At 60.2% G+C, this 25,652-nt stretch carries 24 protein-coding genes; 2 read left to right on the top strand and 22 right to left on the bottom strand.

All coding sequences use genetic code 11. The features are described from left to right. Positions 1-101: 101 nt before the first annotated feature. From kynU to kynA, 3 genes are read right to left on the bottom strand one after another with little or no spacing between them, the layout of a single operon-like run. A complete protein-coding gene (kynU, locus tag A8C75_RS04890) occupies positions 102-1,343 on the bottom strand; it encodes a kynureninase (RefSeq protein ID WP_067378923.1) in 1,242 nt (413 codons plus the stop codon). 2 nt (positions 1,344-1,345) lie between these two features. After that, positions 1,346-1,972, bottom strand: a complete 627-nt coding sequence (kynB, locus tag A8C75_RS04885; RefSeq protein ID WP_067378920.1) for an arylformamidase — start codon at positions 1,970-1,972, stop codon at positions 1,346-1,348. Positions 1,973-1,981: 9 nt separating this feature from the next. Next, positions 1,982-2,842, bottom strand: coding sequence for a tryptophan 2,3-dioxygenase (gene kynA, locus A8C75_RS04880; protein WP_067378917.1), 861 nt, complete (start codon positions 2,840-2,842; stop codon positions 1,982-1,984). Positions 2,843-2,961: 119 nt separating this feature from the next. Here kynA and A8C75_RS04875 point away from each other — a divergent pair, with 119 nt between their 5' ends. After that, a complete protein-coding gene (locus tag A8C75_RS04875; protein WP_227819836.1) occupies positions 2,962-3,867 on the top strand; it encodes a LysR family transcriptional regulator in 906 nt (301 codons plus the stop codon). 97 nt (positions 3,868-3,964) lie between these two features. Here A8C75_RS04875 and A8C75_RS04870 read toward each other — a convergent pair whose 3' ends face one another. From A8C75_RS04870 to antA, 14 genes are all read right to left on the bottom strand, one after another. After that, entirely contained in the window at positions 3,965-5,224 is a 1,260-nt protein-coding gene (locus A8C75_RS04870) for a TRAP transporter large permease (RefSeq protein WP_067378913.1), read from the bottom strand. Next, the gene (locus A8C75_RS04865) at positions 5,221-5,769 is read right to left on the bottom strand and encodes a TRAP transporter small permease (RefSeq protein ID WP_067378910.1); all 549 of its coding nucleotides are present in this window, start codon (positions 5,767-5,769) and stop codon (positions 5,221-5,223) included. Before A8C75_RS04865 ends, A8C75_RS04870 begins: the two co-directional genes overlap by 4 nt. A gap of 54 nt (positions 5,770-5,823) precedes the next feature. After that, positions 5,824-6,801: a TRAP transporter substrate-binding protein gene (locus tag A8C75_RS04860; RefSeq protein WP_067378907.1), complete on the bottom strand. Its 978-nt coding sequence runs from the start codon at positions 6,799-6,801 to the stop codon at positions 5,824-5,826. Positions 6,802-6,997: 196 nt separating this feature from the next. Then, complete coding sequence (locus A8C75_RS04855; protein WP_067378904.1) at positions 6,998-8,614, bottom strand: indolepyruvate oxidoreductase subunit beta family protein; 1,617 nt, start codon at positions 8,612-8,614, stop codon at positions 6,998-7,000. Further along, a complete protein-coding gene (locus A8C75_RS04850) occupies positions 8,614-10,776 on the bottom strand; it encodes an indolepyruvate ferredoxin oxidoreductase subunit alpha (RefSeq protein ID WP_067378901.1) in 2,163 nt (720 codons plus the stop codon). The genes A8C75_RS04855 and A8C75_RS04850 overlap by 1 nt, the downstream gene beginning before the upstream one ends. Before the next feature lie 68 nt (positions 10,777-10,844). Then, entirely contained in the window at positions 10,845-11,975 is a 1,131-nt protein-coding gene (locus A8C75_RS04845) for an alpha-hydroxy acid oxidase (RefSeq protein WP_067378898.1), read from the bottom strand. A gap of 73 nt (positions 11,976-12,048) precedes the next feature. Next, positions 12,049-13,014 carry a TRAP transporter substrate-binding protein DctP gene (gene dctP, locus A8C75_RS04840; protein WP_067378896.1) on the bottom strand — a complete coding sequence of 322 codons (966 nt, stop codon included), beginning with the start codon at positions 13,012-13,014 and terminating at the stop codon, positions 12,049-12,051. Between the two features lie 53 nt (positions 13,015-13,067). Next, entirely contained in the window at positions 13,068-14,387 is a 1,320-nt protein-coding gene (locus A8C75_RS04835) for a TRAP transporter large permease (protein WP_067378894.1), read from the bottom strand. Further along, positions 14,387-14,908 (bottom strand): TRAP transporter small permease, encoded by a 522-nt coding sequence (locus tag A8C75_RS04830; RefSeq protein WP_067378893.1) that lies wholly within the window; start codon positions 14,906-14,908, stop codon positions 14,387-14,389. Before A8C75_RS04830 ends, A8C75_RS04835 begins: the two co-directional genes overlap by 1 nt. A 99-nt stretch (positions 14,909-15,007) precedes the next feature. After that, positions 15,008-15,445, bottom strand: a complete 438-nt coding sequence (locus A8C75_RS04825) for an acyl-CoA thioesterase (RefSeq protein WP_067378892.1) — start codon at positions 15,443-15,445, stop codon at positions 15,008-15,010. 208 nt (positions 15,446-15,653) lie between these two features. After that, positions 15,654-16,100 (bottom strand): MarR family winged helix-turn-helix transcriptional regulator, encoded by a 447-nt coding sequence (locus tag A8C75_RS04820; RefSeq protein ID WP_067378889.1) that lies wholly within the window; start codon positions 16,098-16,100, stop codon positions 15,654-15,656. Between the two features lie 188 nt (positions 16,101-16,288). Then, entirely contained in the window at positions 16,289-17,308 is a 1,020-nt protein-coding gene (gene antC / locus A8C75_RS04815; protein WP_067378887.1) for an anthranilate 1,2-dioxygenase electron transfer component AntC, read from the bottom strand. 39 nt (positions 17,309-17,347) lie between these two features. Next, positions 17,348-17,836: an anthranilate 1,2-dioxygenase small subunit gene (gene antB, locus A8C75_RS04810; RefSeq protein WP_067378884.1), complete on the bottom strand. Its 489-nt coding sequence runs from the start codon at positions 17,834-17,836 to the stop codon at positions 17,348-17,350. Beyond that, on the bottom strand, positions 17,836-19,236 hold the full coding sequence (gene antA / locus A8C75_RS04805) for an anthranilate 1,2-dioxygenase large subunit (protein WP_067378881.1): 1,401 nt from the start codon (positions 19,234-19,236) through the stop codon (positions 17,836-17,838). The genes antB and antA overlap by 1 nt, the downstream gene beginning before the upstream one ends. Positions 19,237-19,491: 255 nt before the next feature. Between antA and A8C75_RS04800 the strand changes: the two genes are divergently transcribed. Continuing rightward, positions 19,492-20,505, top strand: coding sequence for an AraC family transcriptional regulator (locus tag A8C75_RS04800; protein ID WP_067378878.1), 1,014 nt, complete (start codon positions 19,492-19,494; stop codon positions 20,503-20,505). 67 nt (positions 20,506-20,572) lie between these two features. Here the strand turns inward: A8C75_RS04800 and A8C75_RS04795 are convergent, their stop codons facing one another. The 5 genes from A8C75_RS04795 to A8C75_RS04775 form a co-directional block, all read right to left on the bottom strand. Further along, positions 20,573-21,466, bottom strand: a complete 894-nt coding sequence (locus A8C75_RS04795) for a SphA family protein (RefSeq protein WP_067378876.1) — start codon at positions 21,464-21,466, stop codon at positions 20,573-20,575. A 130-nt stretch (positions 21,467-21,596) separates the two neighbouring features. Beyond that, positions 21,597-22,130 carry a flavin reductase family protein gene (locus A8C75_RS04790; protein WP_067378873.1) on the bottom strand — a complete coding sequence of 178 codons (534 nt, stop codon included), beginning with the start codon at positions 22,128-22,130 and terminating at the stop codon, positions 21,597-21,599. Beyond that, entirely contained in the window at positions 22,127-23,371 is a 1,245-nt protein-coding gene (locus A8C75_RS04785; protein WP_067378871.1) for a styrene monooxygenase/indole monooxygenase family protein, read from the bottom strand. The genes A8C75_RS04790 and A8C75_RS04785 overlap by 4 nt, the downstream gene beginning before the upstream one ends. A 59-nt stretch (positions 23,372-23,430) precedes the next feature. Then, positions 23,431-24,219, bottom strand: coding sequence for an SDR family oxidoreductase (locus A8C75_RS04780; protein ID WP_067378869.1), 789 nt, complete (start codon positions 24,217-24,219; stop codon positions 23,431-23,433). Further along, positions 24,216-25,463, bottom strand: a complete 1,248-nt coding sequence (locus tag A8C75_RS04775; RefSeq protein ID WP_067378866.1) for a dienelactone hydrolase family protein — start codon at positions 25,461-25,463, stop codon at positions 24,216-24,218. Before A8C75_RS04775 ends, A8C75_RS04780 begins: the two co-directional genes overlap by 4 nt. Between the last annotated feature and the right edge of the window lie 189 nt (positions 25,464-25,652).

Genomic DNA, 25,652 nt, shown 5'->3' with positions numbered 1-25,652 from the left:
GCCCTTACGCCGCACGGGCGGCGCATAAAACGCAGGCGCCCGTTCTGCGGGCGAATCAAATGGGGGCTGGCCGCTCGCGTGCAGGCGAGCTCCCGCATGCCTCAGGTCACGGCGGTCAGACTCTTGAACGCAGGCCGATCCCAGTCGCGGGTCGCCATAATGTCGACCAGTGCATCGACACAGTCCCAGAGATCCACAAAGCGGACATAGAGCGGCGTAAAGCCAAAACGCAGGATATCAGGGGCGCGGAAGTCACCAATGATGTTGCGCGCAATCAGTGCCTGCATGATGGCGAAGCCCTGCGCGTGCGTCAGTGATACCTGGCTGCCCCGTAACGCAGGATCCTTCGACGAGGCAATACCAAAGCCGTAACCACCCAGGCGCTGCTCCGCCAGCTCGATAAAAAGCTGCCCCATCTGCAGTGATTTTTCGCGTACCAGCGTCATATCGGCCGAGGCCATGATATCGACCCCGATCTCAAGCAGACTGGCACCGATCACAGGAGTGGTACCGCACAGCATGCGCTCGATTCCCGGGGCGGGTTCGTAGTCGTCACGCATCTGGAAAGGGCTGGCATGGCCAAACCAGCCGCTCAGGGGTTGCTGCAGCTGCGCCTGATGGCGTTTGGCGACGAACAGGAAGCCCGGTGCACCGGGGCCGCCATTGAGGTACTTGTAACCGCAGCCGATGGCAAAGTCGGCACCGACGCTGTTCAGCGCCACAGGCACGGCACCGGCGCTGTGGCTCAGATCCCACAGCACCAGCGCTCCCACTTCATGGGCACGGGCCGTGATCGCCGCCATGTCGAACATGCTGCCGCTCTTGTAGTGCACCTGGGTCAGCACCAGCAGCGCGGTATCTTCGTCGATGGCCGACAGAATCTCGTCGCGGTGCACCGTATTCAGCTGCACACGACCGTCCATAAAGGCTTCAAGGCCCTGCAGGATATACAGATCAGTGGGGAAGTTGCCCGGCTCAGACAAAATCTTGCTGCGCCCGGGGCGCAGCTTTACCGCCGCCGCCGCCAGCTTGAACAGGTTAACCGAGGTGGAGTCCGCCACCACCACTTCGCCAGCATCTGCGCCAATCAGGCCGGCAATTTTGTCACCAACCCTGCGCGGCAGGCCCACCCAGTCAGCGGTGTTCCAGCTGCGGATCAGGCCCTGCCCCCACTCCTGCTCCACCACATCCCGTGCCCGCGCCTTGGCCGTTTTGGGCAGCACGCCGAGCGAATTGCCATTGAGGTAGATATGCTCGGCCGGCAGCTCGAATTCTTGCCGAAAACCGGCCAGCGGATCCTGCTGATCCAAAGTGGTGAAGTGATCACGCGTCAGTGTTGTCATGCTTAAATGCTCCTTAGCAGGGCTCGCACGGGCGAGGCATCAAGTGTGTCCAGTTTCAAAGGCGGCGCGATCAACTCGTAGGGACCGGCGGGGACCCCGTCGAGCACCAGGCCTTCGAGGATCGCCATGCGGTGACGCCGCACCGCCCGGTGCGCATCCAGCGTCTTTGAGTTCTGCGGGTCCAGCGACGGGCTGTCGATACCGATCAGGCGGGCGCCGCGTGCGGCAATCAGATCGATGGTCTCGGGCGCGACGGCGGTGAAGTCCGCCGGCCAGTGATTGTGGGGGAACTGTCTGAAGGTACGCAGCAGCACCCGCTCTACCCGCGCGGGCAACTGATCGGCAATATCCTCCGGGCGCACCAGTGCGCCCGACACCGTCGCATCGATCAGCACGCAGGGGCCTATGTAATACTCGAGGCTCACCTCGGCAATCGGCAGACCCTGCGCATCGTAGTGCAGCGGCGCATCGGCATGGGTGCCGGCATGGGTCGAGAGGCGAAAGCGCCCCACATTGACCGGACAGCCATTTTCCAGCACCCAGTGCGGATCGGATTCAAATGCGGTATCGCCGGGCCAGACCGGCAGGCCCGCACGCAATCTTTGTGATATATCCCAGAGCTTGCTCACTGGCGGGCCTCAGACCGAGGTCCGCACGGACCAAAGTTCCGGGAAGAACTGCAGGTCCAGCGCCTTGACCAGATATTTCACGCCGGCGGTGCCGCCGGTTCCGTGGCGATAGCCGATAATGCGCTCCACCGTTTTCATGTGACTGAAGCGCCATTTCTGAAAGTTGTACTCCATGTCCACCAGCTTCTCGGCCAGCTCGTACAGATCCCAGTATTTAGAGGTATTGCGGTAGATCTCGGACCAGGCCGCCTCGACCTGCGGGCAGGCACTGTAGGGCTCGGACCAGTCGCGCTGCAGATGGCTGGCGGGAATATCGAAGCCGCGCTTTTGCAGCAGTGCCAGCGTGATGTCGTACAGGCTCGGCGCCTTGAGTACCGCCTGCAGATGTGCGTAATGCTGCGCATGGGCGCGGTGCGCCTCGATCATGCGGGCATTCTTGTTGCCCAGCAGGAACTCCAGTTCACGGTACTGGTAGGACTGGAAACCGGAACTCTGGCCCAGATCATCGCGAAAACTCGCGTAGTCCGCCGGTGTCATGGTCACCAGTACTTCCCAGGCATTGATCAGCTGTTCCTGGATGCGGGCAACGCGACTCAGCATCTTGAAGGCAGGCCGCAGATTATCCTCGCGGATATGCTTCGCAGCGCCATAGGCCTCGTGCAGGCAGAGCTTCATCCACAGTTCCGAGGCCTGATGGATAACAATGAACAGCATCTCGTCATGCTGGTCGGAAACCGGATTCTGGCAGGCCAGCAGCGGCTCCAGCGCCAGATACTGGCCATAGCTCATGTTCTGATCCCAATGGACCTTCTCGTCGTCCAGATTAACCTGCTGCCTGTCCGCCGCCTGTGCCCTGCATCCATCGCTCATCGTTCGGTACCCTTGCTGTTATTGAATTGTTGTTATTGAGTTGCAGTGAGTTTACGTAGCGCAGATTTGCATGTAAATTTCATAAAATTCCCACTTTCTATTAGTTTTTTACATACTTTATGAGCACCAGAGTCAGCACCCGCCATCTGCAGATGATCCTGGCGATCGCCACCTCCGGCAGCGTTTCCGAGGCCGCCGGGCTGATCGGGCTGACACAGTCGGCGCTGAGTCACCGCATCCGCGAAGCCGAACGCCTGCTCAATACCGAACTTTTCTACAGGCGCCACAAGAAGCTGATCCCCACCAGCGCCGGCAAACGCCTGTTGCAGTCGGCGCGGGTGGTGCTGGGAGAGCTGGAACGGGCAGAAAACGATATCAACAAGCTGTCGGTGGGAATCGAACATGTGGTGCGAATCGGCAATGAAGCCTATGGCAGCTATCACTGGCTGCCGCCCTTCCTGACCGGCTTTATGGGCGCACACCCGAGCATCAGCGTCGAAATCATTCCGGATGTGTCGATGGACCCCTATACGGCACTGCGTAACGGCAGTATCGACCTGTCGATCGTGTCGGGAACGGTGGTACAGACGGGTTTCCGCACACTGAAGCTGTTCCGGGACGAGATGGTGGCGGTATTACCAGAGGGCCATAGCGGCGCAGACAAGGACTGGCTATCGCCCGAAGAAATCGCCGACAACACCTATATCACCTACCACACCAACCCGGGGCCGGGTCGGGAGTACGAGCAGCTGTTCAGCCACTATCAGCTACTGCCCCGCAGGGTAATCCGCGCCGGCGTCACCGAAGCTGTGGTGGAGTTTGTGCGCGCGGGCGCAGGCATCACCATCATGCCGACCTGGGCCCTGAAACCCTACCTGCGCCACGGCGGTCTCAGTACGGTAAAAGTGACCAAAGCAGGACTCTATCTGGACTGGCAGGTGGTACTGCGCAAGGACGAGCGTCTGGATTCACCGATCACGATGCTTGCCAAAGCGCTGAAACAGGCCGATTTGAAACACTTCTAGAGCGCAATCCCCTGCCCTTAACGCGGCAAAGGCTGTCGCCGTTCATCGACAGCCAAACAGCCTTAACCTTGACAGCACTGTGTGATCAGACTCGCCGTCACAGCAGCAGGGTCACCAACTCGCCTTTCCAGCTCAGCAGCACCAGGGTCAGCAAGGTCGCGATCAGGAACGGCCAGAGGGCGCGGAAAATCCGCATGGGCGGCTCGCCGGTCATGCTGGAGGCAATAAAGAGCCCGGCACCCACCGGAGGTGTCAGCAACCCCAGCACCAGGGTCAGGCACACCACCACGCCAAACTGGTACGGGCTGATGCCGTACTGCTGCTGGGCGATGGGCAGCAGTATGGGCACCACCAGAATCAGCGCGGCGATGCCGTCAATCACCATGCCCACCAGCAGCAGAATGCCCACCACCATCAGCAGAAAGATAAAGGGGTCCGCCGTCTGGGCCGCAATCCAGACGGCCGCGTTCTGGGGAATTTCCTCAAATACGATGACCCAACCGAAGACACCGGCCACGGCGATCAGCATGATCACCATGCCGGAGTTGAAAGCTGTGCGTTTTAGAATGTCGAACAGGCGGGAATACTGCAGATCCCTGTAAACATACTTGCCGATCAGCAACGCCCCCAGGGATGCCAGTGCCGCCGACTCGGTGGGCGTTGCCAGCCCCGCAAGGATGCCACCGATAATGATCAGCGGTATCAGCCCGGCCGGAATACCCGCCAGCAGGTACTGCCGGGCCTGCTGGCGCGTGGGCCACTCGCCCCTGGGGTAGCTGTGCACCAGCCCCATCAGGCTGATGGCGACAAAGAACAGCAACGCCATGATCAGCCCCGGCACTATGCCGGCAATAAACATCTCCGCAATGGGTACCTGGGCCAGCACACCAAAGAGCACAAACAGCATCGAGGGCGGGATAATCGGCGACAGCAGACCGCCGGCCGCGGTAATGGCCGCGGCATAGGACTTGTCGTAGCCTTCCTTTTCCATCGCCGGCACCATGGCGCGGGACATGATGGCAATCTGGGACGCCGCTGACCCCATGATCGCCGCCATCATCATGTTGGCCACCAGGTTGATATAGGCCAGGCCGCCGCGAAAACCGCCCACCAGGATGCGGGCCAGGTTGACCAGGCGCGAGGTTAGCCCCCCCTCGTTCATCAGCTCGCCCGCCAGCATGAACAGCGGAATGGCCAGCAGACCATAGCTTTCGACGGCGCCAAAGAGTTGCTGGGCGTAGGAATCAAACAGCACCGCATTGCCCGACACTGCGATGTACCAGAGTGCGCTGAGGGCCAGCACCAGCGCAATGGGGACGGCGCTGAACAGCAATACCGAAAAAATCACCAAGGTCATGCGGCTTCTCCCGCCAGGGCCGGTCGCGCGCCCAGACATTCAACCAGATTACTCAGGGCATGCAGGCTCAGTGACACCGCAAAAAAGGGCAACGCCAGCCAGATCCAGAACTTTTTCAGTCCCAGGGTGCTGGTGTTTTCGGCATAGATAAAATTGAAGGTCTGGGCTTGAAACGCCTGCAGATCAAACCCCGACTGGGCCAGCGTGACAGGGTCATACCAGCGCAGACACAGCCACAGCAGCACCAGGGCAAAAACCAGGATCACCAGATCGCTGAACAGCGACAGCGCTCTGCGCACGGCCGGCGTGCAGCTGTCGGTCAGCAGGGTCACACTCACCCCCTCACGCTGTTTCAGCAACACGGCGGTCGTCAAAAAGGCCATCCAGACCATGCAGTAAATCGCCAGCTCATCCACCCAGTAAATGGCATGCCCCAGGGAGCGACTGGCGATATTCAGCAGTACCAGCAGGGTGACAGCCCCTGCCAGTACCGCGGCCACCCTGGTTTCCATCCGGGCAACAGTATTCGAGACCTTGTGCAACATGGCATTCTCCTGCGTGCCCCCGACCCCGGGGGCAGTTTGGGTGTGCAGCGTCAATCAGCTGCCCTTGATATCAGCCGCGGCCTTGCGCAGGGACTCCAGCGCCGGCGCCTTGGCCGACCAGGTTTGCTCCCAGACTCCGATCGCCTCGCTGAAAGTGCTGCGATCCGACTCGGTGATGGTGATATCAAGCCCGCGCAGCTGCGCTTCCTGATCCTTTTCCTGTGCCTGGAAACGGGCGATGACAGAGTCCAGCTGCACCTTCATGCTGCTGCGAATCAGGTTCCTGTCGTCCTCGCCCAGCGAGCGCCACAGACGCCCGGAGACCACCCCCACCATCGGAAACATCATATGGTTGGAAATCATCAGGTTATCGGCGCGTTCATAGAATTTGAGAATCAGGATGGAGTCGAAATCCATGTCGATGGCATCGACCTGACCGTTGGCCAGGGCATCGTAGACCGCCGGCAACGGCAGGGGTGTCGGCGCGGAGCCCAGGGCCGCATAGAAGTCGCGGATCGGCTCAAACGGCGTTATGCGCAGTTTTTTGCCCTTGAGATCCGCAGGGCTCGCCACGGTTTCGCGACTGAGCACCTGACGCATGCCCGCCATGCCGTAGCCGATACCCACCAGACCTGCGCCTGCGGGCAGCTGATCCAGCAGACCGACAGCGGCATCGGAGCGCAGCAAGGCCGCAGCCTGATCGATATCGTCCACCAGGTAAGGCGCGTAGAGGGCACCAAAGTCCGGTACCCGGTTGGATATTTCGGCGATCGTCAGAAAGGCCATGTCCAGGGCGCCGGTTTGCAGTTGTTGTACCATCTGGGCTTCATTGCCCAGTTGCTGCGCCGGGAAAACCGAGACCCGATGCTCCCCGCCGGACTTTTCATTCAGCGCTGTGGCGAAATCGTTAGCCGCCTGGGTCCAGATATGGGGTGGTGGCGTTATCAGTCCGAGACGGAAGTCCTGGGCCTGGGCCGTGACGGCGGATAGCGCCAGCGACGTCGCCAGCAGCAGGGGTTTGAAGTCGATCATGGTGAGCTCCATTGTTGTTATAGGCAGCCTCTGCCCACGAACAAGCAACGGGGCAGTCTGTGCTGTCTGGCACCCGGCTTACGCCTGCGGGCCAGATACAGCTATCAGACCAGAGAGCGCCGGCATCGAACTATCCCGATACTTCACGATCCCTATCCGTTTTTAACCCCAATGGAAACTCGGATTCCGGCGCTACCTACCGGGCCGCCGCATCAACATACTGCGAAGCGCAGCCAGCGCTGTCCTGCTGCTTGCCTGGCAGTGGCTCGAACAGGTGCCCTAGCTGATAACGCTGCAGGGCGGCGTCAAGCTCGGAGCCCTCTTCACTTTGCAGCGCGGCGGCCTTGAGGCTGCGCAGGATCTCACGGGCATCGGAACGACCACCGAGCGCCCGGGCCGCTGCCGAAATCGCCCTGAAACTGCGCAGCCCCCGCTCCCGGGTTTTGCTGTAGCCCTTGATCAGCTCCGGCAGTGCCGCCACTTCGCAGCCCAGGTCATAGTCTGCCACCAGCGTGGCCTCGAGCTGCTCCAGCCAGGCATCAATCTGTGTCTGCTCGATAGCATCACGCAACGAAAAGCGCCTGAGTGGGCGTAACTGTGCCACCAGGTACAGCGACACAAAACCGCAGAGGCTCTGGGTCGAGAGCTTTTTCGGGCCGGCGAACAGGACTTCCAGCAGCCGCCCCGCCCAGCCGGTGCGCAACACCCAGCGCCCGACACCCGCGGGCAGTGTTTCGGCGATTTCTTCGAGCCGCGGGTGCATGAACTCGGTGAAGTGGGAGACCTGGTCCGCATCGATACCCACCTCGTCGTACAGGCGCTCAAAACGCTGCGAGCGCGTTTTGATATCCGCCACCCGGATCGTATCCTCATAGGCCATCCAGAGCCCCAGGGTGCGGGCTGCCACGGTACTGCAGCGCCCAGCCTCTTTGCCCCCGGCATCCGCCCCGGCTTCCAGGGCCACCAGCCGCTGCATCCGCTGGACATAGCGCCTGGCGTAACGCAGGTCGCTGTGATCCAGCATTCTGCGCACCCCTTCCTGAATCAGCGGTTGCAGCACGAGCGCAAAGTCCCGCTCCACGTCGGCCAGCAGCTGGCGAATACCGCCGTCCTGCCCCCCGTAGTGCCAGCCCGGTGCAACAGCACCGGGAACCACAGGATTTTCCGGCTTGCGGTTGGCCTCGGCCTGCGTGGCACCGGCGGCAAAGGCGGCAAGGCTGGCATCCACCCCTACACCGCCCCGGCGTATGGCCTGCTCAAATTCCTCCCGCCCAAAAGGCAACACGCCGCTGCCATGGATGGCACCAAACAGCACCGCGCTCACAACGCTGCGGCATTGCTCGGCCAGGGCTGCCATATCAAAACAGATATAGCGCTGCGCCATTTCCGCCGCCGTGACATGCACCGAGTCAGAGTCGGCGATGGCATTGCCCATGGATTCCTTTTCCGCCACGGCATAGGCCCGGTGCGACGAAGCGATCAGGGTGGTGCGATCCGGCGTTACAAAGCCCCGCTGCAGGGCACGACCGGCCTCCATCAGCTCAGCCGCGACCACCAGGTCCACATCACCGCTGGCCGGTGACAGCGACAGCACGGGCCGCCTGGTATCGGCATCGCCCGGCTGCGGCCGGAACAGCTCCAGATAGTAGATGGTCGCCCCGGTACGCTGGGCCACGCCCGGCACCGAGGTGGTCTGGGCGTGCCAGTTCGCCGCCTCCGCCATGCCTACTATCCAGTCGGCCAGCACACCACCGCCCTGCCCGCCCATGGCGGTAATGGCAATATTGAAACGCTGTTTATCGAGTGTTTTCATCAGGCCGCTCCATCCAGCTGGTAGATTTCATGGCGCCTTTGCGCCCTTTTCTGCAGCCTGCGAATCACGCTTTGGGACAGGCGACGTCTGAAGGTCTCCCAACGGCCGGCATTGCGCACCACTTCCACCCGCACAAAGGACGGGCAGAGAATGTCAGCGTGCACGTTTTCCCCGCACAGGCCGCAGCCGACACAGCTGCTGTCGATGCGTGTCACCGGGTCCGAGCGCCAGGGATCGGGGTTTTCCTTCACCGTCAGGGACGGGCAGCCCGACAGACGGATACAGGCCCGATCACCGGTGCAGGTCTGCTCATCAATGGCAAAGCGCGCCTCGGTCACCCGCTTGCCGGCTTTTAAATCCGCGCGCTTGTTGCGCTTTTCCCGCCGCTGCAGGTTCAGCATGCACTCGGACTGCGCCACTATCACCTTGGGCCCCTGGCCCTTTGTGCTGACCGCCTCGCGCAGCGTCTTGAGCATGGCCGTCACATCGTAGGTGCGGGTCAGGGTCCGCACCCACTTCACCCCCACGCCCTCAACCGCGCGGGAAATCGGATTATTAGTCGCCAGGTTCGCATTCGCGGCCCGGGATGACAGAATATCCTGGCCCCCGGTGGCGGCGGTGTAGGCATTGTCGATAATCAGATTGACGCCATCGCTCTTGTTGAAGACCGCATTGCCGACCCCGCTGGTCAGGCCGTTATGCCAGAAGCCGCCATCCCCCATGATCGAAATCGCGGGCTTGTCGGAGCTGACATTGAAGGCCGAGGCCGAGGCACTCCCTAGGCCATAACCCATGGTGGTGGCGCCCAGGTTAAAGGGCGGCAGGATCGAGAACAGGTGGCAACCGATATCACAGCTGATATGAAAGTCGCCGCGCTCCTTCTGCAGAAGCTTGATGGCGGAGAAAATCGGCCGCTCCGGACAACCGGTACAAAAGCCCGCCGGGCGGGCCGGTACCACGTCGGTCAAAGTCTCCACTGACAGAGACCGGGCCGGCACGAAGGACAGCGCAGTTTCGTGCTGCAGCAAGTCCGTGGTCTGGGCCTGCAGGAAGTTGCGGAGACCGGCCTTCACCACATCGGTGGTGTATTCACCCACCCGTGGCAGCACCGCCTTGCCCTGCAGCAGCGTCTTGCAGCCGGCCCGGGCGAAGAGGGTATGAAGTTCATGCTCGATAAATTCAGGGTTACCCTCCTCCACCAGCAGCACCGCAGACTTGCCTTGCGCAAAGCGCAGCAGCTCGTCATCAATCAGCGGAAAAGCCACGTTCATCACATAGAGCGGGATCTGCGACTGACCATAGGCATCCGCCAGCCCCAGGTGCTCCAGGGCACGAATCACGGTGTTGTAGCTACCGCCCTGCAAAATAATGCCGATATCCTCGCGGCTGCCGGGAAAGAACTCGTTCAGCTCCTGCGCCTTGATAAACTCGATGGCCGCCGGCAGGCGCGCTTCGATCTTTTCCCTTTCGTGCACAAAGGTAGACGGTGGCAACACCACCCGGCTCAGGTCCCGCTTGGGATTCTGCAGCGCATCCTGCAAGGTAAATTCGGCCTTGCGGTTGTCCTTGGCCACAAACTGGCCATGCACATGGCAGGCGCGAATGCGCATCTGCAGCATGACGGGGGTGTTACTGGCCTCGGACAACTCGAAGCTTTTCTCAACCATATCAACGATGCTCGGCAGGTTGGGCCTGGGGTCGAGCAGCCAGATATGAGACTTCATCGCAAAGGCATGGGTACGCTCCTGCATGATGGAAGAGCCTTCGCCATAGTCCTCGCCGATAATGATCACGGCACCACCGGTCACGCCGCCTGATGCCAGGTTGGCCAGCGCATCGGAGGCCACATTGGTGCCTACCGTTGACTTCCAGGTCACGGCGCCGCGCAGCGGATAGTGCACCGATGCCGACAGCATGGCGGCTGCGGTGGCTTCACTGGCACTGGTCTCGAAGTGAATGCCCATATCATCGAGAATTTCTTCCCGCGCATCGGCCAGCACATCCATCAGATGAGAGATGGGCGAGCCCTGATAGCCCCCGACATAGGACACGCCCGACTGCAGCAGCGCCTTGGTCACCGCAAGGATGCCCTCGCCGTGGAACAGCTCGCCTTCGCCTGCGTGCAATTTCTTCACTTCACTCTTGAACGATCTTTCCGCCATCTGGCCTGTTCTCCCGCACCGATCACGCGAGCCTGTCGGCTCACGATCAACATTAGTAAAAGCCGCTTTCAGCCCTGCCAGTGCCTGAGCCCGGCGATATCCGGGCAGCAGAGCATCTGCATTGCGTTGTTCAGTTCATCCTCCAGCATGCGCATCACATGATCAGCCCCCGCCGGGCCCAGGGCCGCAACGCCATACATGAAGGTGCGCCCCAGCAGGGCAAAATCAGCCCCCGCCGCAATGCCCCTTGCCACATCGAGACCCGAGCGCAGGCCGCTGTCCAGAATCAGCGGGAAATCCGGCCCCACCGCCTGGCGTACCGCCGGCAGTACCGCCAGGCTCGACGGGCAGGCATCCAGCTGTCGCCCGCCATGGTTCGACACGACGATGCCATCCACCCCCAGATCGCGGCAGCGCAGCGCATCCTCGGCACTGAGCACCCCCTTCACCACCAGGGTGCCGGGCCAGCGCTGGCGGTAGGCCTTGAGCCGCGCCCAGGGCACCCGCCCGGCGATCTTCGCCGGCAGGTAGTCATTGGAATGGCGCCGATAGGGCTCCAGATTGCTGAAGGCCGGTACGCCCCGGCGGGCACTGCTGAGCGCCCAGTGTGGCCGACGCATGATATCCAGCAAGGTACGGGGGCCAAGTTTGGGCGGCAGCGAAAGACCGTTGTGCATGTCCAGCTCGCGGCGCCCGCCCACCGGCACATCAACGGTGACCAGCAGCACCTTGTAGCCCGCCTCGGTGGCACGCTGCATCAGGCTCTGTTCCACCGCCTCGTCACTAAAGGGGTAGAGCTGGAACCAGGCCATGTCACCGGCAAGCCGCGCCACCTCTTCAAGGCTCGACGTGGCAAAAGTGCTGGCCGCAATGGGGCAGCCCGCGGCCTTTGCCGCCCGGGCAAGGGCTGCCACCGCCCCCGGCCAGACCAGGCCATCCAGACCTATGGGCGCCACTCCGAAGGGCAGGCGGTAGCCTTGCCCGAACAGGGACGTACTCAGATCAGGCCCGTCACCGGCATTAAAATAACGTGGCGCCAGTTCCATCTGCTCGAAGGCGGCGGTATTGCGCAGCAGGGCGCTCTGGCGTCCGCTGCCGCCCTGCAGATAATCAAACACAAATCCGGGCAGGCGCTGCCGGGCCCGTCGCTCCAGATAGGCGGAGGACGGAAAACGCTGCATCAGGCGGGTTTCAGGCATAGCTCAGCCTCCATTGCCATATTGTCGTATCCGTTCAGGGACCCAGGCCCGGCGGTTGCCCGCCGGGTGAATATCAGCTGCCAAAACTGGCCTTGAGCTGCTGCGCATACTGCGGGCTGAGCTCTTCCACCGCCTGCCAGCCGGCACTCTGAGACAGCGCCTCAAACTGATCCGCCTGCGCAGGCGCCAACTGGATGGCTTCGATGCCGGCATCGGCCTGGTGCTGCTTGTCGGCCTTTGCATCTTCACCGGCCCCCTCGTTGAGGGATTCAATCCAGGCTACCTGCTGGCGCATGAATTCACGCTGCGGCTGATCGAGCTTTTCCCAGCTCGCCTGATTCATGAACAGACTGACTTCCACGTTGTAGAAGCCGGGTTCAACGCGGTAACGGGTCTTTTCCTGCCAGCCCAGATCGAAAATACCGACAGAGGGCCAGCCATAGCCGTCCACCACGCCCCGCTCCAGCGCCGTAAAGACTTCACCGGGTGCCACCTGCAAAGGCGTGGCGCCCAGGGCCTGGAAGAAGGAGCGGTATACCGGTACCCCCCGCAGCTTGAAGCCGGACAGATCAGCCGACTCAACCTTTTTGTTGGTATAGATATGGTATTGCAGGCCATCGGACAGACGCGCCAGCCATACCATGTTGGCCTTGTCACGGTGGATCTGATCCATCAGCGCATAGCCGCCATTGGCACGCAGCTCCGACATGGGCTTGCGGGTGAGGGTCATGGCGAGGGATTCAGGCACCATGTTGGCGTGGAAAACGCCGGTGCTATTGGCGATATCCACAATACCGGCGCGCACCGCATTGCCAACCTCAAACGGCGGCATGGATTCAGGACCGCCCATGACCTGAATCTGTACCAGGCCCTTGCCCTGCTCGTTCACGCTGCTTACAAACTGTTTGAAACGCTCGTTGAAGTAGGTGTCCTGGCCAAAGGCCGTGACCGCCTTGAGGGTAACTTCCTGCGCCTGGGCCAGCCAGGGAACACAGACCAGCAAACCGCCGCATAATGCTTTCTTAAAATTATTCGTCATGGGGTTTCTCCAGTTAATTTATTGCACGACCAGGGAATCAGGGGTGTCGTGTCCTACCCCATCAGATTGGGTAGCCCGGTTGCCAGCCAGGGCATCAGCAGAATGCAGCTCAGCACCAGCAACTCGATCAGCAGGAATGGCACCGCCGACGCATAGATCTGGGTCAGGCGAATGGACGGCGGTGCCACGCTTTGCATCACCATCAGCAGCAAGCCAAAGGGCGGCGTCAGCAGACCCAGCTCCATGGCAATCAGCATCATGACGCCGAGCCAGATCGGATCTATACCGGCGGCCGCAGCCAGGGGCATAAAGAACGGCAGGGTAATCATCATCATGCTGACCTGATCGATGACACAGCCCATGACCAGAATCACCACCAGCATGCCGACCACCAGCCAGAACGCCGACAGCTCGTACTCACCGACCAGCGACAAGAGGCCACCGGTGGCACCGGAAAAGCTCAGCTGCTGGGAGAAGGCCGTGGAGGCCACCAGCACAAACAGAATGATCACCGAAATACGCGCTGTTTCGACCAGCGCCCGAATCAGCTTGGCCTTCGTCAGAACGCCGTAAGCCAGGGTCGCCAGTACCGCCGCCAGGGCACCGATGGCCGCCGATTCCGTCGGCGATGCCCAGCCCGCCAGCATGCTGCCCACCACGGCGACAAAGATCCCCAGCAAGGGCACCACATCCCGCAGAAACGGCCACCAGCGCTCCCAGCGTGTTTCGCGGACCTCATCAGCGGTATCGTCCTCGCGGCTATTGCCGTACAGGCAGGAACGCACAATAACGAATCCAAGAAAGCCCGCCGCCATCAGCAAGCCCGGCACTATGCCGCCGATCAGCAGACCGGAGATAGACACACCCGCCAGGCTGCCCAGCATGACCGCCAGCGCCGAAGGCGGAATCAGCATGGCGATGCCGCCCACGGCCATAATGGGCCCCATGGCGACCGTCGGGTGATAGCCACGCTTGAGCATTTCCGGCAGCAGGGCGCTGCCCATCATCGCCGTATTGGCGATGCTGGAACCGGACAGCGCCGCAAACAGGGTGCCGCCGAGAATCGAGACGATGGACAGCTGGCCCGGCACCCTGGCGATCAGACGCTCGATGCTCGAGATGGCGCGATAGGCCAGACCACTGTGAAACAGCACCTCCCCCATCATCACAAACAGCGGAATCGGGGTCAGGGAAAAACTGCTCACAGACCCCACAGAGTTGCGCACCAGCTGGCCTATGCCGGCCTCAGCACCCATAAACAGCCAGGCACCGAGCAGATTCACCCCAAGAAAAGCGAAGGCAACCGGCATGCCAATCAGCATCAAGCCAAAGAGCGTGCCCAGCAATACCGTCAACGCCAGATACCAATCCATCAGTGGGCCTCCTTCACGGCCGGAGCGGGATCAAGCAGACGGCGCACAAACTCCACCGTCAGCAGCACAAAGCCCGCGATCATGGGCAGGTTCAGCCACCACTGGGGAAACACCAATACCTTGAACACCAGCCCGCCCTGGCGCGCCGTATCCAGGGTGACTTCCAGGCTGTACCAGCTCAGTACCGCGCATATGCTGGCGCCCAGCAGGCTGAGACCGCGCTCGAACAGCCCGCGCCAGTGCGGGGGCATCAGCTGCAGCGCAAGGTCGATGCGAATATGGTCGCCGCAGTACAGCAACCAGGGGGCGGCCAGCATGGTCGCCGTCATCAACAGGTATTCCGAGGCTTCCACCGTCCATGGCAGCGAGAAGCTGGTTATGTTGCGCAGCGCTATATCGGTGCATACCAGCAGCGCCATAAGCGCGAACATCAGCGCCGCCAGCAGGCCACAGCCGTTAAACAGCCCATGGTAAAACCGGTTGACGGCTATCGTATCCGGCAGTTCAGTCACCCTATCCATGTCTTCGCTTCCGTTATTGTTATGGTTTCCCGCCACCGCAGCGTCCGGTAACGGCCTGTTCGCAGTAGGTCAGTGTTAAGCCTGGCAGGCTGCCAGGCCTCAGCCCGCAGGGGCCGGCGCCACTGCCGGGGCAGCTTGATATTTCAGCAACTGCTGGCGAATCTGCGGCGGAATCGAGACCTTGCCCACCCGCTCACCAATGGCGCTAAAGCACAGCACCAGCTGCGCTTCCAGAATGGCCTCCCCCTCGCGCCAACCGCTGATCCTGACTTCGAACGAGCTGTCACCGACCCTCAGGCACGAAAGCAGCAGCGACAGCCGGTCCGCCTGGCGGCAGGGTTTTGAAAAAGTGATGTTGAGATTTACCGTCGGTACACCGGCACCGAAGCGCGCCTGCATATCGCTGAACGCAAAACCCATAGCCTGAAACCAGTCTTCCACAGTGTCATTCAGGATTTCCAGGTAGCGCGGGTAAAACACGATTCCGGCGGGGTCACAATGCCGGAAGCGAATGACTTCTTCCTTCTGAAAAACCATGGCTTTGTCCTGTATGCGTTAATTCGAAAACGTTATTAAACCGGTGGCATTTTATGTCTGTAGAACCGGTCTAATACTGTGGCGCAGGATGCGCCGCCATTGGCCAACGGCCAATGCGAGCCCTTGAAAATCCAGGGATTTCACAAATTCCGCCCGATTTTCAAGGGCGATGATGAAACAGGGCGGGACGACCTGTTTCATCGCCAGGTTAATAGCCGGCTCTGTCTTTCAGAATCCGGCTCATCAGCACCAGCTGGCGGTGCAACTCACCCATATCTTCATCACCCAGCCCGCCGAGCACCTCGGTAATCCAGGCCTTGTGGACAGCTGCCATGCGCTCAAACGTATCCCGTCCCAACAGCGTGAGGCTGATCAGCTTGACGCGCCTGTCGTCCGCCTGCGCCTGGCGCTGCACCAGGCCATCGCGCTCCAGCCGGTCCACCACCCCGGTGATATTGCCGTTGGAGACCTTCATCCATTGCGACAGGGCCGACATCTTCTCGGTCCCGCCGGCGTGCTGCAGCGCGGCCAGCAGGTCGAACTGCGGCAGGGTGACATTGAACTCCTTCAGCAGCAGGGCCCGCAGTTCCTGCTCGATCAGTGCGGTGTTGGACAGCATCCGAAACCAGGTTTTCAGTGATAGTTCGTCTCTCATCGGCCCCTGCTCCCGCCAACCCGCACCGCGCCCTGGCTGTCAGCCTTGCGGTGCTCCTGCGGGAATCTCCTTTGCGGTTAAATTATTCATACACTAATATTTTAAGGTTAAAGTATCTAGCTAAAAATATACTCCGTCCTCACCCCTGATGCGCAAGAACGGAGCGCCCTGGCCATGCGCAACACGGCTCAGCTGGCAGAAAATTTCTCGAAATACACCTGGCAGTTCGCCATGGCCCGCTGATCCAGCCACTGCTTGACCGCTTCAACCATGGGCGGTGGTCCGCACAGGTAGGTATCCACCTCGCCGTCGTTGAAATGACTGTCCTCGAACAGGTCCGTCACCACGCCAACGGGGCCCTGCCAGTCTTCGCTCTCCCGCATCACAATGCGGTGATAGCTGAACCCCGGCAACTGTTCGGCATAACGCTGCAGACGTTCCAGCTCGCACAGGTCCTGCGCCTGGGTCACCCCATAGAACAGGGTCACCGGCTGGGTGCAGGCACCGGGCTCTGCTGCCATCTCGTCAAGCATGCCCAGGAAAGCCGAGAGTCCGGTGCCACCGGCCACCAGCACCAGCGGACGGCTCACCTTGCGCAGGTAAAACGCACCCAGGGGCGCCTTCAGCCGGATACGATCCCCGGGCGCTGCCCGCTCGCGCAGGTAATCACTCATGGCTCCCCGGGGCAGCAGCCGAATCAGGAACTGCAGGCCGTTGGTCGCATTGGGCGCGCAGGCGAAGGAATAGGAACGCCACTCGTCGGTACCCGGCACCTGGACGTGGGCGTACTGCCCCGGCAGAAAGTCGAGCTGCTGATCCAGCGAAGCCGCATCGATATGCACGATGGCGGTGGAGTCGGACAGCTGCTCGACGCTCTGCACCACAGCCTCAACCTCCAGCGGTCCGGCCGAGGTGCAGAGGGTCGACTCAAAGTCGAACTTTACCGCGCAGTCGGAGCTGACCCGCATCTGGCAGGCCAGCACCGCGCCCCGCGCCAAATCGGCCTCGGACAGCGCATCTTCATCCACGTAATCCAGGCTGTAGTCGCCGGACTCGCAGGTGCCCTTGCAGGTAGCGCAGACGCCCTCGCGGCAATCCACCGGCAACGTGATGCCCTGGCGCAGAGCGGCATCCAGCAACGGCTCGTTGGCATTAACACCGACAAAATGGGTCCGTCCGTCGGTAAAACTCAAGGCTACTTTGTGCATGGCGCACCCCCTTGTTTCTGTCCGTCACTTGCGTGCCGATCAGACGTGATAGAAGTCCAGTACGTGGCGAATCTTGTCGTTCAGCAGCACCACCTGCTTCCTGCGGATACGAAAGCTGTCGCCCTCGGCGCGCAAGCGGTATTCGACCCGGCCAAAGAACACCTCGGCCTCGCCAAAGCGGTAAAAATGGGTCGCCCAGTTGGCCTTCACCAACCAGCTGCCATCATCCTGCGGCTGTGCCTGTACATTGCTGACAAGGTGCAAGGTGCGCGGCATGGGGGTACAGGCCGCCGATTTGCCGGTGCGAATGCGAAATACCCTATCTTCAAGCCCGGCACGGCTCGGGTAGTAAATCAGTGACATTTCCCGTCTGGGATTTGTGGTGTGGACATGCTCCGACTCCCACTGCGGCATATGAAACTCGGCGTCCTCGTCAAACAGCGCCAGGTATTCATCCCACTGCTGACGATCACAGAGCTCGGCCTTCTGGTACAGAAACTGTTCAATGCTGTGCAAGGTCGGGTTCATCAGTTGCTCTCCTCTGCCTGGCGAGTCTTGGCGGCCAACCCCTGCAGCAGGTAGCGCTGCCAGGTGGAATGCTGATTCACGTACAGGCCTTCCTGGGTAAATTCGGTGCCGGTCAGCACCGGCCGGATACCCAGCGCCTCGGTATTGGCCGTGGGGCCCGTGACCCAGTTTTCACAACCGCGGGAAATGTCGCTCCAGCGCTCGGCGCGGCCCTGGAACCCCTTCTGGGCTTCGCGGAATTCCACCAGATCATCCGGGGTTCCCATGCCGGACACATTGAAAAAGTCCTCAAACTGGCGGATGCGGTTCTCGCGGTCGGCGTCGGACTCATTTGTGACACCCAGGCACAGACTGTGTACCTCGGTCTTGTTCCAGGCCACCGGCCGCACTATGCGCAGCTGGGAGCTGATCTGATCCATAAAGAACAGGCTGGGGTAGATATTGAGGTTGCGCAGGCGGTGCATCATCCACTGTGCCCGGGCCTCACCGAACTCTGCCACCAAGCGCGGCATAACGCTGGCATAGCCGGGGCGAACTTCCGGGTTGGGCATGTCGCTGAACAAAATGGTGTGACCGTTCTCGAACGCAAACCAGCCGTCATCGGTGTCCTTGTCGCCGGCGCCCAGCTTGCTGTAGTCCAGCGTCTTGCTGTTGTCCGCGGATTCCTTCTTGGACTCTTCCTGCTGACGATGCTGCACCGTGGCAACGTAGTTGTAGTGCACCGTGCTGACGTGATAGCCGTCCAGACCGTTCTCGTTCTGCAGCTTCCAGTTGCCATCGAAGGTGTAGGACGAGGCCCCCGGCAGCACTTCCAGCTCAGCCGTCGCGGACTGGGCCACCATCATGTCAAAACCGATGCGGGCATCACCGAGGAAATCCTCCAGCGACACATCAGACTCGGTGTTGAGGTTGATAAAGACAAAGCCCTTGTAGCTGCTGATCAGCGCCTTGCGCAACCCGCGGCTGGTCTTGTCGAAATCCTGCGGATACTCGTCCGGCGCCTTGACCTTCACCAGACGGCCATCGGACTTGTAACACCAGGCATGGAAGGGGCAGGTAAAGGTGGACTGGTTGCCCTTGCACACCCGGGTCAGGGTGGCGCCGCGATGCTGACAGGCATTGACCAGCGCATTCAGCTCGCCCTTGCCGTCACGGGTAATGATCATGGGCTGGCGCCCGGCCTGCATGGTGAAAAAGTCGTTTGCATTGGCAATCTGGCTTTCATGGCAGGCATAGATCCAGGTGTTCTCGAAGATCAGCTCCATCTCCAGGTCAAACAGTTCCTGGTCGGTAAACATTTCCCGCGCTATCTTGAAGACGCGCTCATTCGGGCGGAAGTCAAGCGCGCCCTCAATCTGTTCGCGCCAGGCGTTCAGCTTTTGCGTATTATTGTTGCTCACGGTCTTGCCTCCAATCGCGGCCAGTTCGAGCCTGTTTCAGCCCGCTCATTCAGTGCCTCCATGAAAACAGAGAGCAGGGATAGCGGGCTATCCCGATATTGTGTGAGCTCTATCCGTTTTTTCACCCCCGCTCTAAAAACCGGGATAAAACCCGCAGGATTGACGCCGGGGACAGGAAAGTGGTATTTTTCCGAAGCGCTAAGTGATGATAAAAACGATTAGAACTCATAAAAAACTGACTTAAGGTAACGCGCTATGCTGGGTATTCAGAATCTGGTCGAAGGCCGTATAAAGGATGCTATCAGCACAGAAATACTCGATGCTGAAGGTGCCCGATCCTGGATGGAAAGCATTTGCGGCCCACATTACCTGAAAGTAAAAAACACCAAATCCATTCGATTCCGACATGTGGGCAATGTTTTAACATCCACTACCACAGCCATTGGTCATATTGAATATGGCACCGATGTGACCGTTGAAATCGATGACTTGCAGAGCAGCTACAGTATCAGTTTGCCCGTCAGCGGATTTCAGGCACTGGAAGGTCCCAGCCTGCAGGCCCAGTCGGACATCACCCGGGGCGTCATTATCTCCCCGTCTACCGCCTGCCGCCTGCATATCAGTGGCAACTGCCGCAAGACACTGGTGCGGATATCCCGCCAGGCCATGGAAACGGGGCTGGAAAACCTGCTGCGACGCCCGGTGACCGAACCCCTGGTATTCCAGACCCAAATGGATGCCGCCATAGGTGCCAACAGCGCTTGGTGGCGCACCATCCGGCACATCGAGAACGAACTTCGAAGCACTAACGGGCTCTACAACAGCTCACATTTTATCCGCGAAATGGAGCAGGCGCTGATCAAGGGCATTATTATCTCGCAGCCCAACAATTACTCCCAAGCCATTGAAAACGCCACCTGCACATCGATGCCGGCCTACCTTTCACGCACGATCGAATTCATCAAAAAACATGCCCATGACGATATCAGTATTGAAGATATCGAGCAGGCCGCCTGCGTTTCACGCAACAAACTCTATAACGACTTCAAGAAGTATATTGGTGAACCGCCAACATATCACCTTAAAAGAATTCGACTGGAAGGCGCACGCCAGGACATTCTGACCGACAGCGCCAACGAGAATATCTCGTCCATCGCCATGAAGTGGGGATTCTCCCACCTCGGTCGTTTTTCCGTGGACTACAAAAAACAGTTCAATGAATCCCCCTCTGAAAGCATTCAACGTATCAAGAACGCAACATCATTTTGAAAATCATAATTCAGCACTAAAAAGGCCGACAATATGTCGGCCTTTTTGAATAACACTTAAAATATGTTCAAAAGGGTAATACAGCCTTAATCCAGAAAGCATCGCCCTGCGGCCTGTTTTCAACCGCCATTTCCTTTTGGTACTTGGCGGTTACAAAAAATCCTTTGCCGTTATCGAACTTGATTGACGGTCCTATGGCAAACGCCTGCCCCTCATTGCCGATATCCAGCCCATTGAGCTTATCGCTGCTGACCTGCCGGTAGGCATAGCCCCCCAGGCCAAGCACCCAGCCGGGGCCAACCCCATAGCCCAGCGCATAATCGAGATGCAGCTCCTGGCCCGACTGGTAGCCCGTGGCGTCATTTTCAAAGTTGTAGTCATACATCAACTTGAGGTCCCAGTTAACGCCTGCTGGGTTGATATGGGAGGCGGCATATACAGCCTGCATAGACCAGTAATTGCGCCCGATATTGGCCAGGTTACCGGCCCGGTAACTGCCCGTCGGCACGAAGACATCGATGCCCACCGCGCTGTGCAGATTGGCGCTGTGGTGGTAGGCCAGCAATGCGGTCAAATCCAGATCACCCGCACCGCGGGCGCTGTCGCTCATGCCATTGACCGAAACATCCAGATCAACCAGCGGCAGCAACGCCGCATACACCAGCTGGCCACCCAGCACACTTTGGTCCGTCACCCAGAGCAGTCGAGGTGCCACCACCTTAGCCCGCAGGCGAAAATCAATGGGCAGACTGTCGCCGCGGGCGTCATTCAGGCTGTCGGCCGCATAATGGCTGGCATAGATCAGCGGGTACACACCCGGCGGGGGCAAGGCGCCCACCAGATAGTTCTCTGCCCCCATGGGATAACTGGAACCCCCGCCTTCAGTGGCCTGTACAGACACTGAAAAGGCGAGTGCGCCCGTCGCGAGGCCAAGACCTGCGCGCGTCAAATATGTCTTCATGATGATGTATCCGATTTTTCTTATTGGGTCAGCTGTCCGCGGCCCCACGAGGATCGGCACAGGGACAGGCTGTTATGGATAGGTCTCGCACGGGGCCTGGCGTTGAGACCCAGACCAGGGCGAGAGGTACTCAGGCACAGAGCTGACCGAAAGCGCCCCGGTAAAACAGTAGCGGGTCACCTTCTCGGGTGCTGAACGCTTCGACTCGTCCCACAATCAGAAGATGATCCCCCGCGATACGCGTGAACTCGACGCTACACTCCAGCTGCGCCAGGCTCTCGTCGATCAGTGGAACCCCGGCCCGGCTAACGCCATGGGACACACTGGCGAACTTGTCATCCGCAGCCCTTGCAAACGTCATCGCCAGCGCATCCTGCTGCCGATCAAGTATATTCACCACGAAGGGCCGCCCTTGCCCAAAGACATCAAGGTTTGGGGATTTCAGCGCCAGACTCCAGAGAATGAGCGGCGGGTCCAGCGACAGCGACGAAAAAGAGTTGGCAGTAATGCCGATGGGTTTCCCATCTTCCCCCTGTGCTGTTACCACTGTGACCCCGGTGGCAAACAAGCCCAGGGTGTTGCGCAGTTCCCGACTGTCGAGAATAGGTCCTGCTGGCATTTCGTCGGCCAAGGCAACGGCGGCCGATGTCTTCAGAGTGGTCATTTCAGGCCCCTTTTCAGCTGTTCGTTAACAAAGTGATCGCAGGACTCAGGCTCCAGCCACCAGGGCATGAAATCCGGCGGATTATTGAAGCCATTGGCAATGCTCGCCGCCAGGGCCGGCGAGCGCTGTGCAGCGCCGAGCAGGTTTAAAATATGCTCGGGCGGTGGCAGCAACAGACTATTGGTCCAGCTCACGACATCCTGGGCGTAGCGCCAGTAAGTCTCGAAGGTCTGCTGCATCCAGGCCGTATCGAAGGGCGCATCGCCGCGGGATAATATTGCCTGCAGATACACCCGGCTGCATTTGGCACCATTGTTGGACCCCTGCCCGGTAATCGGATCGTTCACCACCAGGGTGTCGGCGATGCCGAACACCGCTCGACCCGATGGCAGTGTTGCGACCGGCTTGCGTACCGTGGGGGCAAAACGACCGGCCAGAATGCCATTGTCGTCGGTGAGCTGCACATCCGTGCAGCGTTCTGCCTCGCCCGGTGCATAGGTACGGATGATTTCAAGACTCCTGGCCAGGTGCTGCGCGGGACTCGATACATCCTGCCAGCAGTCCATCGGACCGCCGGGGATACCCTCGAACACCATGATTTCACAGGGTCCGTTTAGCGTCAGAGCCGGAAACACAAAGTACTCGCCGACACCGGGTATCAGGTTGAACGCCACGCGTGAATAGGGTTCGGCGGGCGCCATGCCCTGCACGTAAGTTAACGCCAGTGCCCGCTGCGGCTTGTCGAACACAGAGCGCTCGGCATCGCGCTCGAACAGCCGCACGATCTCGCCCTTGCCTGCGGCAATCAGCACCAGATCATGGGACGCCGCCAGCTCTTCCAGTTCGTCGATACCGGCATCTCGAATCACCAGCTCACCTCCAAGACGAACAAACTCATCCATCCAGACCGGCATTTTCAGGCGCTGATCCACCGATTGAGCTGGCTTGTCGAGACGCGCCGACCAGTTGATCAGCGCCTGACCGGCCCGTTCAGAATCAGGTACCGTCATGCCAATACCCTGTACCGGCGGACAGTCGTTTTCCCAGAAGTTAATCCCCAGCGCGCGCTCCGTTTCAAGCGCATTGTCGAACATGCACTGGCTCGACATCACCCGGCCTGCACTGATCTGCTCCCCTGTGCGATTGGATATCAGGGTGACCTGATACCCCTGCTGCAACAGGCCAATCCCGGTCTGCAGTCCGGACTGACCGGCCCCCACGATAGCGATACGTCGCGTCATAATGATCTCCAGAAACTTTTTTTGTTGTAAGCAACGCCAAATGGCGACTGCTGGTACGCTCAGCCCGCAAGCTTGGGAATCGCCGGGTCACGCTGCTCCGGGCCCAGTGCCCCGTAACCGCCATCGACGGCATAGTCAGCGCCGGTGACGAAGCTGGCCTGGTCTGAACACAGAAAGAGCACCACGGCGGCCACTTCCTTCGGCTCGCCGAGCCGGCCCAGCATATGGAAGTCCGCCGCGACGAGGTCCGCCCGGGGACGGTCACCACCGCTGACCTCGCTGATCACCCGGGACCAGGTCCAGCCCGGGGACACAGAGTTGACACGAATACCGTCGTCGGCAAAGTCCAACGCCATACTGCGGGTCAGGTGCTTGATAGCCGCCTTGCTGGCCGGGTAGAGCCAACGTCCGGTCTGAGCCACCTGTGCCGAAATGCTGCTGAAATTCACGATGGCGCCACCGCCGCGCCTGCACATCAAAGGATGCACGGCTTTGGCGGCCATCACGGCGCTGACCAGGTTTACGTCCAGTGCCCTGAGCCAGTCCGAGCGCGGTGATGCGGCCCCGTCATCCAGGTAGCTACAGGCCAGATTGACCAGGCAATCGATGCCATCGAAACGTGCTTCAGCCTCATTGATGGCCCGGCTCAGCTGCTCGTCGCAGCAGATATCGGTGGCAATAAAGTGCGCCTTTGAGCCCAGGCGGTCGGCCAGGGCAGCGCCGGACTCGGCGTCAATATCGAGTACCGTGACATTGGCGCCGGCGGCGACAAAGGCTTCTGTAACGGCCTGCCCCATCAGCGTCGCACCGCCGGTAATCACGACACTTCGTTCATTAAAATCAGTCATGCGCTCTTCCCCGACTGATGGGCACTCTGGGCCCATTTGGCCATCAGGCCATTGGATTCAAGGGTCTCATCCAGCAACTTGGCAGCGGTTTCACGCCCGGCCACCGGCAGGCCGGCGGGATCGAGCACGCCGATTTGCACCAGCACCGAGGCCTGATCCCAGTAGATATGCTCGTGATAGAGCTTGTCGCCGCGGAACTTGACGATAGCCACCAGCGGAATCTCGACCCGCTTGCCGGTGGGGGCTATGCCCGGCAACAGCCAGTCGATTTCACGGTCATGGGTAAAGCTGAACAGCACTTCATCGACGATCTGGGTCGCGCCTATGGTGCGGGAGATCGGTAACAGTTGCGTGTCGTCCGGGTTGGAATCCACAAAATGGTGCTTGTAGAAACGGAACAGCTCGGTCGCACCGACGCCGCCGGTCAGAGTCGGAATATGGTTGACGTAGGGTTCAGCCACCATGGTCGCCATGGTCGCCTCCACATTGCGGCTGGAAAACTCGTATTCACAGTGTTTGTCCCACAGCATCGAGAGATCATAGTTGGGCCCCATTGCCTGGCGAAATGCGGTCACCGAACGCTGGTGCGCCATCAGCGCCGAGGGCTTGTGATAATGCTCCGACGCCGGCCGGGCAAAGGCATGATCCACATCAGGGTAGGTATAGAGTTCAATATTGTCCCGTTCCTGCAGCGCAACACAGATATCCTGGCGAGCAGCCGTCGGGCAGAACTCATCATTGCCAGCGAAGTGCAGCACCAGACGCCCTTTGATATTCGTCGCCTCATCGAGGTGATTTTCGATACCCATGCCGTAATAACCGACAGCCACATCAACATCGCAGCGACAGGCGCTCAAATAGGCCAGACGGGCACCGAGACAGAAGCCAAGGGTGCCCACCGCACCGCTGCACTCGCTGCGCTGACGCAGCGCCTGGACAGTGGCATCGATATCATCAATGCCAAGGTCCTGATCGAACGCCTGATAGAATCCAAACGCCTTCTGCCAGTCCTGCTGCGTGTAGCCCAATTCGACACCGGCCTTCTGACGCCAGAACAGATCCGGCACCAGCACCACATAGCCCTCCTCGGCGTAGTAGTCCGCAATCTGTCGCATGGTGCCGTTGACACCAAAGATCTCCTGCAGCAGCACTATGCCGGGGCCACTGCCGCACTCGGGTACTGCCAGATACCCCTGGAAAGCTCCGCTGCCGTCCTTTGCCCTGATCTCGATCGATGTACTCATACTGGTCTCCTGGATAGATATTGAGTTGCGCAGCTACATCCTAAGTACCCGGGAGGCGTGGACACGAGCCGCTGCGTGCGCCGACTATCCATTGTGTGCAGAAAACTGTGCAAGGATCGCCGCCCGCCAGGCCCGCTCGCTTATACTGGCGACAGAATAAACGACCGCGGGCACAAGCCTCGACGGCCA

The organism is Marinobacterium aestuarii, from assembly GCF_001651805.1.
GTDB classification, from domain to species: domain Bacteria; phylum Pseudomonadota; class Gammaproteobacteria; order Pseudomonadales; family Balneatricaceae; genus Marinobacterium_A; species Marinobacterium_A aestuarii.
Note: the sequence above shows the minus strand (reverse complement) of the source record. Positions and strands in the feature narration are given on the sequence as shown.